Source organism: Streptomyces sp. Ncost-T10-10d (assembly GCF_900091955.1).
GTDB lineage: Bacteria > Actinomycetota > Actinomycetes > Streptomycetales > Streptomycetaceae > Streptomyces.
In genome coordinates, this window is record NZ_FMDF01000183.1 from 95,366 (window position 1) to 105,049 (window position 9,684).

The window sequence follows — 9,684 nt, forward strand, 5'->3', positions numbered from 1 at the left end:
TCCCGTTGCGGAGCACACGCCCTGCGGCGCGGGTCCCGTCTTCTCAGCGCAGGCCGGTCGGCCGGTTCAACGCGGCCTGGATCAGCCGGTCCACCAGCTCCTGATAGCTCACGCCGCTCTCCTGCCACATCCGCGGGTACATGGAGATCGGGGTGAAGCCCGGCAGCGTATTGATCTCGTTGATGACGAAGCTGCCGTCCTCGGTGAGGAAGAAGTCGGCCCGCACCAGGCCCTCGCAGGACACGGCTTCGAAGGCGTCGACCGCCAGCCGCTGAACCTCGGCCGTCTGCTCCTCGGTGAGCGGCGCGGGCACGATCCCGGAGGCCGAGTCGATGTACTTGGCCTCGAAGTCGTAGAAGTCGTGCGAGGTCACCGGCGGGATCTCGGCGGGCACGCTGGCGCGCGGCCCCTCCTCGAACTCCAGCACCCCGCACTCGATCTCGCGGCCGCGCAGCAGCGACTCGACCAGGAACTTGGGGTCGTGGCGGCGGGCTTCCTCGATCGCGTCGTCGAGACCGGAGAGATCGTCGACCTTGGTGATACCGATCGACGAGCCGGCCCGGGCGGGCTTGATGAAGAGCGGCCAGCCGTGGTCACCGGCGAAGTCCACGATGCGCTTGCGGGCAGCGGAGGGGTCCGTGTCCCATTCGCGGGGACGTACCACGACGTACGGGCCGACCGGCAGCCCGAACGAGGTGAAGACCCGCTTCATGTACTCCTTGTCCTGGCCGACCGCCGAGGCGAGCACCCCGGCGCCGACGTACGGCACACCGGAGAGCTCCAGGAGCCCCTGAAGGGTGCCGTCCTCGCCGTACGGGCCGTGCAGCACGGGGAAGACGACGTCGACCTCGCCGAGCGCCTTGGGAACCGAGCCGGGCTCGCTGTACACCACTTCACGGCTGCCGGGGTCGACGGAGAGCACCACGCCGCCCTCGGTGGACTCGGCCAGCTGGGCCACGTCCGGCATCTTCCGGTCCGTGATGGCCATGCGCTCGGGCTCGTCGGCGGTGAGCGCCCAGCGGCCGTCCGTCGTGATGCCGATCGGCAGGACGTCGTACTTCGTCCGGTCGATGGCGTTCAGGACGGCACCCGCCGTGACGACCGAGATGCCGTGTTCGGAGCTGCGGCCGCCGAACACGACGGCCACGCGCGGCTTGCGGAGCTGCTGCTCCGGGCTCTGGGGGAGGTTCTCGCTGCTCATATCGCGTTGAGCGTACCTGCTGGTACCACTCGCGTCAGCGTGGCCGGGGCCGCTGGAGCGACGGCCGCGAACGTTCACCGGCTTACGTGCCCTTCAGGTCCTCCCCCGGTGAACCCGTCAGCGTCGCTCGGGTTTCGCGCTGCGCGACATCAGCTCACCCAGTGCGACCATCGGCGGCTTGCCCTCGTGGACGATGCCGACGACCGTCTCGGTGATGGGCATGTCGACGCCGTGCCTGCGCGCCAGATCGAGCACTGATTCACAGGACTTGACGCCCTCGGCGGTCTGCTTGGTGACGGCGATGGTCTCTTCCAGCGTCATTCCGCGGCCGAGGTTGGTGCCGAAGGTGTGGTTGCGCGACAGCGGCGAGGAGCAGGTCGCCACCAGGTCGCCGAGGCCCGCGAGTCCGGAGAACGTCAGCGGGTCGGCGCCCATGGCGAGGCCGAGACGGGTGGTCTCGGCCAGACCGCGGGTGATGAGCGAGCCCTTGGCGTTGTCACCGAGACCCATGCCGTCGGCGATACCCACGGCGAGACCGATGACGTTCTTGACGGCGCCGCCGAGTTCGGCTCCGACCACATCGGTGATGGTGTACGGGCGGAAGTACGAGGTGTGGCAGGCGGTCTGGAGTCGCTGGGCCACGGACTCGTCCTGGCAGGCGACCACGGCCGCGGCGGGGCGGCGTTCGGCGATCTCCTTGGCCAGATTGGGGCCGGTGATGACGGCGACGCGGTCCGCGGAGACCTTGGTGACGTCCTCGATGACCTCGCTCATCCGCTTCGCGGTGCCGAGTTCGACGCCCTTCATCAGCGAGACGAGAACGGTGTCGGAGCCGAGGTGCGGGGCCCATTCGGCGAGATTGGCGCGCAGTGTCTGCGAGGGCACCACGAGCACGGCGAAGTCGGCGCCGTGCAGCGCCTCCGCTGCGTCGGTGGTGGCCCGGATCGACGTGGGGAGTTCAATTCCCGGCAGATAGTCCGGGTTGGTGCGGGTCGTGTTGACGGCCTCGGCGACTTCGGCGCGACGGCCCCAGAGGGTGACCTCGCAGCCGGCGTCGGCGAGAACCATGCCGAAGGCCGTACCCCATGAGCCGGTTCCGAAGACGGCTGCCTTTGCGGGGTGCGTCACTTGGGTCCCTTTCCTTCGGCCTTGCGCCGCTGTTCTGCACGGGCCTTGCGGTGGTCGTACGGCTCCACGGGCGCCTTCTCGCCCCGCACGATCTCCAGCTGCTCGGTCACCGCAGCCATGATGGCCTCGGTCGCCTCGCGCAGGACGTCCGGCGTCGGATCCTTGTCGTAGAACCGGGAGAGGTCGACGGGCGGTCCCGCCTGCACCTGAAGGGTCTTGCGGGGGAAGAGCCGGAGCTTGTTCTCCCTGGCGTACGGCGGCATGGCCAGGTTGGCGCCCCACTGGGCGACCGGGATGACCGGGGCCTTCGTCATCAACGCGACACGGGCCGCACCGGTCTTGCCGGCCATCGGCCACATGTCGGGGTCGCGGGTGAGGGTGCCCTCCGGGTAGAAGGCGACGCATTCACCGCGCTCGATGGCGCCGACGGCGGCCCTGAAGGCGTCCAGCGCATTGGTCGTCTCGCGGTACACGGGGATCTGTCCGGTGCCGCGCAGCATCATTCCGACGAAGGGGGTCTTGAAGAGGCCCGCCTTCGCGAGAAGCCGCGGCACCCGTCCGGTGTTGTACTGGAAGTGACCGTAGGAAAGCGGGTCCAGATACGAGTTGTGATTGACCGCAGTGATGAATCCGCCGTCGGCCGGAATGTTTTCCATCCCCCGCCAGTCACGCTTGAACAGAACCACCAACGGCGGTTTTGCGATGACCGCCGCCAGGCGGTACCAGAAGCCGATTCTGCGGCGGGACACTCGGACACCTTCCTCTAAGGACCTGGCTGCTGCCTGGCTACCGACGGTCAAGTCTCGCCCCAGGCCCCTGCTCTGTCGAGAACACCGTACGCCCCGCTTTCGGGACCGAACCTCCGGGTTCTCGCACCGGCAGGCGAGAATAAGCGGCGATGCGCATCGAGAGGCAGATCGCCACGAACACCGACCCGGCCGGTCCTTGGTCGCTGGTCGTCCCGTTGAAGCCCTTGGCACGGGCCAAGAGCAGGCTCGCGCCTGCGACGGGTGCCGCGCTGCGCCCGCGGCTCGCCCTCGCGTTCGCCCGGGACACCGTGGCCGCCGCCCTGTCCTGCCCGGCGGTACGGGATGTGGTGGTCGTCACGGACGACACGGAGGCCGGAGCGGCTCTCGCGGCCCTCGGGGCGCGGATCGTTCCCGACGAACCGGACCACGGGCTCAACGCCGCCCTCGCGCACGGTGAGCGGACTGTGCGGGCCGCGCGGCCGGGGGCGGCTCTCGCCGCTCTCAACGCGGATCTTCCCGCGCTGCGCCCCGCAGAATTGTCCCGGGTACTCAATTTTTCCGCCGCATTTCCCCGCGCATTTGTCACCGATGCGGCAGGAATCGGTACAACATTTCTGTCGGCTGCGCCGGGAGTGGAATTGCGTCCGACTTTCGGCGGTTCTTCCCGGGCCCGGCATCTGGACTCCGGAGCGGTGGAAATCCACCTGACCGGCATCGATTCGGTCCGCCAGGACGTGGACACCGGCGACGATCTGCGGGCGGCCCTGGCCCTGGGCGTCGGCCCGCACACGGCGGAGCGCTGGGCCGCCGGAGCGCCCCTCGGGGACCGATAGGCTGCCGTTCATGCAGGCGACCTCGTACACGTACGACCCCGAGACCCGCACCGGCAGTGTGCTGCTCGACGACGGCACCCCGGTGGAGTTCGACGCCCGGGCCTTCGACGCCGGCGGTCTGCGGCTGCTGCGTCCGGGGCAGCGGGTACGGATCGAGGTCACCGGCGAGGGCGCGGATCTACGGATCACGCTGGTGACGCTGCAGACGTTCTGAACGGCTCCGCACACTGCCCACAACAGCCCGCGGGCCGGGCTCCCCGAGGGGAGCCCGGCCCGGCGCGTGAGTGGCCCTGCGCTGCTCGGCCTCACTTCTTCCGTGCAGTGGCCTTCTTCGCCGTGGTCTTGCGTGCCGTGGCCTTCTTCGCGGGCGCCTTCTTCGCCGTGGCCTTCTTGGCGGGCGCGGTCTTGCCGGCGACGGCCTTCTTGGCGGCCGTCGTCTTCTTCGCCGCCGCGGCGGTGGTCTTCTTCGCGGCCGCGGCCGTGGTCTTCTTGGCCGCCGCGGTGGTCTTCTTCGCGGTGGTCTTCTTGGCCGCGGTGGTCTTCGCCGCGGTCACGGCCTTCTTGGCGGTGGCCTTCTTCGCAACAGCCTTCTTGGCGGTGGCCTTCTTGGCCGCGGCCTTGGTCGTCGCACGGGCAACACCGCCCGTGAGGCTGCCCTTGGGCGCCTTCTTCACGGCCACATCGTGCTTGGGGAGCTTCTTCGAGCCGCTCACCAGGTCCTTGAAGCCCTGTCCCGCGCGGAAGCGGGGCACCGAGGTCTTCTTGACCCGCACCCGCTCGCCCGTCTGCGGGTTGCGGGCGTAGCGGGCAGGGCGGTCGACCTTCTCGAACGAGCCGAAGCCGGTGACCGAGACACGGTCCCCCGCGACAACCGCACGGACGATCGCGTCGAGCACCGCGTCGACGGCGTCTGCGGCCTGCTGACGGCCGCCGACCTTGTCGGCAATCGCTTCTACGAGCTGCGCCTTGTTCACGTCTTCCCCTTCGGAGACATTGCCAGAACGAAAGTGTTCAAGCGTTTTCGCACGTTAGGCAGATATATACCGCAAATCAAACACGAAACGGGCTAATCACCCTAGTGCCGCAACGAAGTCGACTGCTGCGCAGTTCCGCAGAGTCAGTCACCTTCGGGGAATCGGCCCTCATCGAGGTCCTTCATCAACCGGTCCAGACGCCTTGCCGCATCCGGGAGATCGTGCTTAGCCGCGGCCGTGATGACCAACAGCTTCCGGGACAGCGCCATCCTTACGCCCTCCGGGACTTGCAGTGCGCGCACTCTTGTGTGCGCTTCCTTCAATCGGTCGGCGACTTGGCCGTAAAGCTTGAGTTGGCTGTCGCGTTCCATGCACCGATTGTGCCATCTGGGGCGAGTTGTCGCCCGACGGGGTCTCAACAAGCGACTGCGCCCCCTACCAGATGGCAGGGGGCGCAGTCCTGGAAACGCGCTGCTCAGGCGTTAATTGTACGCGGCTTGAAGGTCGGCCTTGCCACCTCATAAGTCGCGATGTCCGCTTCGTTCTGAAGGGTGAGGCTGATGTCGTCCAGCCCGTTCAGCAGTCGCCAGCGGGCGTTCTCGTCGAGCTCGAAGTCGGCCGTGATGCCCTCGGCACGGACCTGGCGCGCCTCCAGGTCGACGGTGATCTCGGCGGTCGGGTCGGCCTCGGTCAGCTCCCAGAGCGCGTCGACGACCTTCTGGTCGAGGACGACGGTCAACAGGCCGTTCTTCAGCGAGTTGCCCCGGAAGATGTCGGCGAACCGGGAGGAGATGACGGCCTTGAAACCGTAGTTCTGCAGCGCCCACACGGCATGTTCGCGGGACGATCCGGTGCCGAAGTCGGGACCGGCCACCAGCACCGTGGCGCCGCTGCGCTCCGGGCGGTTGAGAACGAAGTTCTCGTCCTTGCGCCAGGCCTCGAAGAGTCCGTCCTCGAAGCCGTCGCGGGTGACCTTCTTCAGCCAGTGGGCGGGGATGATCTGGTCGGTGTCGACGTTGCTCCGGCGCAGCGGGACGGCCCGGCCGGTGTGTGCGGTGAAAGCTTCCATGATTCTCAGACTCCGGCGGGCGTACGGGCGTCGGACAGGTCGGCCGGCGAGGCCAGGTGGCCCAGCACGGCGGTGGCGGCGGCGACCTGCGGGGAGACCAGGTGCGTACGGCCGCCCTTGCCCTGCCGTCCCTCGAAGTTGCGGTTCGAGGTGGAGGCGGAGCGCTCACCGGGGGCCAGCTGGTCGGGGTTCATGCCGAGGCACATCGAGCAGCCCGCGTGCCGCCATTCGGCGCCTGCGGCGGTGAAGACCTTGTCCAGGCCCTCCTCGACGGCCTGCAGGGCGACCCGGACCGAGCCCGGGACGACCAGCATCCGTACGCCTCTCGCGACTTTGCGGCCGTCCAGGATCGCGGCGGCGTTGCGCAGGTCCTCGATCCGGCCGTTGGTGCAGGAGCCTACGAAGACGGTGTCCACGTTGATCTCGCGCAGCGGCTGGCCGGCGGTCAACCCCATGTATTCCAGGGCCTTTTCGGCGGCGTTGCGCTCCGAGGCGTCCTCGTACGAGGCCGGGTCGGGGACGTTGGCCGACAGGGGCGCGCCCTGGCCGGGGTTGGTGCCCCAGGTGACGAACGGGGCCAGTTCTGCGGCGTCGATGACGACCTCGGCATCGAAGACCGCGTCGTCGTCCGTGCGCAGCGTCTTCCAGTACGCGACGGCGGCGTCCCAGTCCTCGCCCTGCGGGGCGTGGTCGCGGCCCTCGAGGTAGTCGAAGGTGGTCTCGTCCGGGGCGATCATGCCCGCTCGGGCGCCGGCCTCGATCGACATGTTGCAGATGGTCATCCGGGCTTCCATCGAGAGCTTCTCGATGGCGGGGCCGCGGTATTCGAGGATGTAGCCCTGGCCGCCGCCGGTACCGATGCGGGCGATGATCGCCAGGATCAGGTCCTTGGCCGTGACGCCGTCGGGCAGTTCGCCGTCGATGGTGATCGCCATGGTCTTCGGGCGGGCCATCGGCAGGGTCTGGGTGGCCAGGACGTGCTCGACCTGGCTGGTGCCGATGCCGAACGCCAGGGCACCGAACGCACCGTGCGTGGAGGTGTGGGAGTCGCCGCAGACCACCGTGGTGCCGGGCTGGGTCAGCCCCAGCTGCGGGCCGACCACGTGCACGACGCCCTGCTCGACGTCGCCCAGCGGGTGCAGCCGTACGCCGAACTCCGCGCAGTTCTTGCGCAGCGTCTCCAACTGGGCACGGGAGACCGGGTCGGCGATGGGCTTGTCGATGTCGAGGGTCGGGGTGTTGTGATCCTCGGTGGCGATGGTGAGGTCGAGGCGCCGCACCCGGCGTCCGGCCTGACGGAGGCCGTCGAAGGCCTGGGGGCTGGTCACCTCGTGCAGCAGGTGCAGATCGATGAAGAGGAGGTCGGGCTCACCTTCGGCGCGCCGGACGACATGGTCGTCCCAGACCTTCTCCGCGAGTGTCCTACCCATCGCTTTCCCTCCGGCCGGCGTCTTCGCCGGCCCAACTAGAGATTTGGTGCGCCGCCGTCCGGACCCCCGTGCGGGGCGGTGGCTACGGGCCGTTGTGTGGCCGCCCCTACAGGTTCGCAACTTCCGCCGAAAATTGAACTTGCGTTTCACAGAGTGAGACGGGAGTATCGTCGTATGGACAACTCTAGCGGCGTCGGCGTTCTCGACAAGGCAGCTCTGGTATTGAGCGCCCTGGAGTCCGGTCCGGCCACCCTCGCCGGGCTGGTCGCGGCGACCGGGCTCGCACGACCCACGGCTCATCGACTGGCCGTGGCACTGGAACACCACCGCATGGTGGCGAGGGACATGCAGGGCCGTTTCATTCTCGGCCCCCGGCTGGCGGAACTGGCGGCGGCGGCGGGCGAGGACCGCCTGCTGGCCACGGCGGGACCGGTGCTCACCCACCTCCGCGACATCACGGGCGAGAGCGCGCAGCTCTACCGGCGCCAGGGCGACATGCGGATCTGCGTGGCGGCGGCGGAGCGGCTGTCCGGTCTGCGGGACACCGTGCCGGTCGGCTCCACGCTCACCATGAAGGCCGGCTCGTCGGCCCAGATCCTGATGGCCTGGGAGGAGCCGGAGCGCCTGCACCGCGGCCTCCAGGGCGCCCGTTTCACGGCGACGGCGCTCTCGGGCGTACGGCGCAGGGGCTGGGCCCAGTCGATCGGCGAGCGCGAGCCGGGCGTCGCCTCGGTCTCGGCGCCGGTGCGCGGCCCCTCGAACCGGGTGGTCGCCGCCGTCTCGGTCTCCGGACCGATCGAGCGGCTGACCCGGCACCCGGGCCGGATGCACGCCCAGGCGGTCATCGACTCGGCCGCCCGGCTCAGCGAGGCACTGCGCCGCAACGGCTGACGTCCCCGTACACCTCCTGGCCGCCCCAGCGTCGTGGCGGCCCCTGCCAGAACCTCACTCCGCGGACGAACGGTGTGCGAGCCGGTCCGCCGCCCGTCGACCGCGCCTCTCGACGGGCAGCACGCCGGTGGCCGCGGCAAGTCCGTAGGCCGGCATATCGGCGTAGATCGATTCGTAGCCGCCCTCGGGCACCACGTACGTCTCGTGCCACAGCCCCACATGCTGCCTGGACTTCTTCTCCTTGCGGTTGATCATCGCCCACGCCTTGCGGTGGAACATGTCGGGAGCGCTCGCGTACGCGTACAGCTTCTCCTTCGACTCCCAGTACTGGACGACGTAGTACGTCCTGGGCGAGCCGGACAGCAGCGTGTAGCCGAGCAGCCCGCGACTCCTGTCCCGGCTCAACTCCCGCAGCATGCGCGGCATTGCCGCGAAGACGGGCAGCCAGTGGCGCACTCCCCAGAAGTGGTTGATGCGCATCCCGATGAGCAGGACGACCGCGTCCCCCTCGGCTGCCGCAGTCATCCGCCCCGGTATCGGCTTCGTGAACATGTCATGCCCCCTGATCCCTGTTGGAGAGTGCCACTATCCAATGGTTGGATAGTGGCACTGCCCAAGAGGTGGCGCAAGGGAAGGCACGGCACATGCGGCTCTCGGAACTGAGCGAGAAGAGCGGCGTCAAGACCGCGACGATCAAGTACTACCTGCGCGAGGGGCTGCTGCGCCCCGGCCTCCGGGTCAGCGCGACACAGGCCGAGTACGACGAGAGCCATCTGCGCCGGCTGCGTCTGGTGCGGGCCCTGATCCAGGTGGGCCGTCTTCCCGTGGCCACGGCCCGGGAAGTCCTCTCCCATGTCGACGACGAGTCCCTGGGCCGGACGATCCGCCTGGGCGCCGCACTGTGGTCCCTCCCTCACGGCCCGGACCCGGACGAGGAGGCACCGGAGACGGCCGCGGCCCGCGAGGAGGTCGAACGACTCCTGGACCGGCTCGGCTGGGCGACCTCCCAGGAGCTGGGCTCCCTGTCCCCCGCACATCGCGCGCTCGTGTCGTCGGTGGCCACCCTCATCCGCCTCGGCTATCCCTGCGATGTCGAGTACCTGAGCGAGCAGGCGCGGCTCATGCACCAAGTAGCCGTCCAGGACCTGGACATGATGGAGACACACCCCACGGAGGCGGAGCAGGTGGAGACGGCGGTCGCCTCGGCCGTGCTCTACGAACCGTTGCTGATGTCGCTGCGCAGAATGGCCCAGGAGGAGGAGTCGGCCCGGCGGTACGGGATCTGAGGGAGCGACAGAGAAGGGCCCCTCACCGGAGTGAAGGGCCCTTCTCTGTCGTTCTGTTGTACCCCCGACCGGATTCGAACCGGCGCTACTGCCGTGAGAGGGCAGCGTGCTAGGCCGCTACAC

The 9,684-nt window shown here is 68.9% G+C and carries 12 protein-coding genes; 4 read left to right on the forward strand and 8 right to left on the reverse strand.

The features are described 5' to 3' along the window. Positions 1-43 precede the first annotated feature (43 nt). The 3 genes from GA0115254_RS34085 to GA0115254_RS34095 form a co-directional block, all read right to left on the reverse strand. Positions 44-1,201, reverse strand: coding sequence for a D-alanine--D-alanine ligase family protein (locus GA0115254_RS34085; protein WP_093899134.1), 1,158 nt, complete (start codon positions 1,199-1,201; stop codon positions 44-46). Positions 1,202-1,318: 117 nt separating this feature from the next. Continuing rightward, positions 1,319-2,329, reverse strand: coding sequence for an NAD(P)H-dependent glycerol-3-phosphate dehydrogenase (locus GA0115254_RS34090; RefSeq protein ID WP_093899135.1), 1,011 nt, complete (start codon positions 2,327-2,329; stop codon positions 1,319-1,321). Further along, the gene (locus GA0115254_RS34095) at positions 2,326-3,078 is read right to left on the reverse strand and encodes a lysophospholipid acyltransferase family protein (protein ID WP_093899136.1); all 753 of its coding nucleotides are present in this window, start codon (positions 3,076-3,078) and stop codon (positions 2,326-2,328) included. The genes GA0115254_RS34090 and GA0115254_RS34095 overlap by 4 nt, the downstream gene beginning before the upstream one ends. Positions 3,079-3,227: 149 nt before the next feature. Here GA0115254_RS34095 and cofC point away from each other — a divergent pair, with 149 nt between their 5' ends. After that, positions 3,228-3,911 (forward strand): 2-phospho-L-lactate guanylyltransferase, encoded by a 684-nt coding sequence (gene cofC, locus GA0115254_RS34100; RefSeq protein WP_093899137.1) that lies wholly within the window; start codon positions 3,228-3,230, stop codon positions 3,909-3,911. Positions 3,912-3,921: 10 nt separating this feature from the next. After that, positions 3,922-4,125 carry a hypothetical protein gene (locus GA0115254_RS34105; RefSeq protein WP_093899138.1) on the forward strand — a complete coding sequence of 68 codons (204 nt, stop codon included), beginning with the start codon at positions 3,922-3,924 and terminating at the stop codon, positions 4,123-4,125. A 91-nt stretch (positions 4,126-4,216) separates the two neighbouring features. On the opposite strand, the gene GA0115254_RS34110 is transcribed toward GA0115254_RS34105, so the two are convergent. From GA0115254_RS34110 to leuC, 4 genes are all read right to left on the reverse strand, one after another. After that, positions 4,217-4,885 carry an HU family DNA-binding protein gene (locus GA0115254_RS34110; RefSeq protein WP_093899139.1) on the reverse strand — a complete coding sequence of 223 codons (669 nt, stop codon included), beginning with the start codon at positions 4,883-4,885 and terminating at the stop codon, positions 4,217-4,219. 143 nt (positions 4,886-5,028) lie between these two features. Further along, a complete protein-coding gene (locus GA0115254_RS34115; RefSeq protein WP_072487271.1) occupies positions 5,029-5,256 on the reverse strand; it encodes an SCO5555 family protein in 228 nt (75 codons plus the stop codon). A 104-nt stretch (positions 5,257-5,360) separates the two neighbouring features. Further along, a complete protein-coding gene (leuD, locus tag GA0115254_RS34120; protein ID WP_093899140.1) occupies positions 5,361-5,954 on the reverse strand; it encodes a 3-isopropylmalate dehydratase small subunit in 594 nt (197 codons plus the stop codon). Between the two features lie 5 nt (positions 5,955-5,959). Continuing rightward, positions 5,960-7,384, reverse strand: coding sequence for a 3-isopropylmalate dehydratase large subunit (gene leuC / locus GA0115254_RS34125; protein ID WP_093899141.1), 1,425 nt, complete (start codon positions 7,382-7,384; stop codon positions 5,960-5,962). A gap of 174 nt (positions 7,385-7,558) precedes the next feature. Here leuC and ndgR point away from each other — a divergent pair, with 174 nt between their 5' ends. Further along, the gene (gene ndgR, locus GA0115254_RS34130) at positions 7,559-8,275 is read left to right on the forward strand and encodes an IclR family transcriptional regulator NdgR (RefSeq protein ID WP_030928691.1); all 717 of its coding nucleotides are present in this window, start codon (positions 7,559-7,561) and stop codon (positions 8,273-8,275) included. Between the two features lie 54 nt (positions 8,276-8,329). Here the strand turns inward: ndgR and GA0115254_RS34135 are convergent, their stop codons facing one another. Beyond that, the gene (locus tag GA0115254_RS34135; protein ID WP_093899142.1) at positions 8,330-8,827 is read right to left on the reverse strand and encodes a DUF4188 domain-containing protein; all 498 of its coding nucleotides are present in this window, start codon (positions 8,825-8,827) and stop codon (positions 8,330-8,332) included. 92 nt (positions 8,828-8,919) lie between these two features. Between GA0115254_RS34135 and GA0115254_RS34140 the strand changes: the two genes are divergently transcribed. Then, positions 8,920-9,561: a MerR family transcriptional regulator gene (locus tag GA0115254_RS34140; RefSeq protein WP_093899143.1), complete on the forward strand. Its 642-nt coding sequence runs from the start codon at positions 8,920-8,922 to the stop codon at positions 9,559-9,561. Positions 9,562-9,684 lie beyond the last annotated feature (123 nt).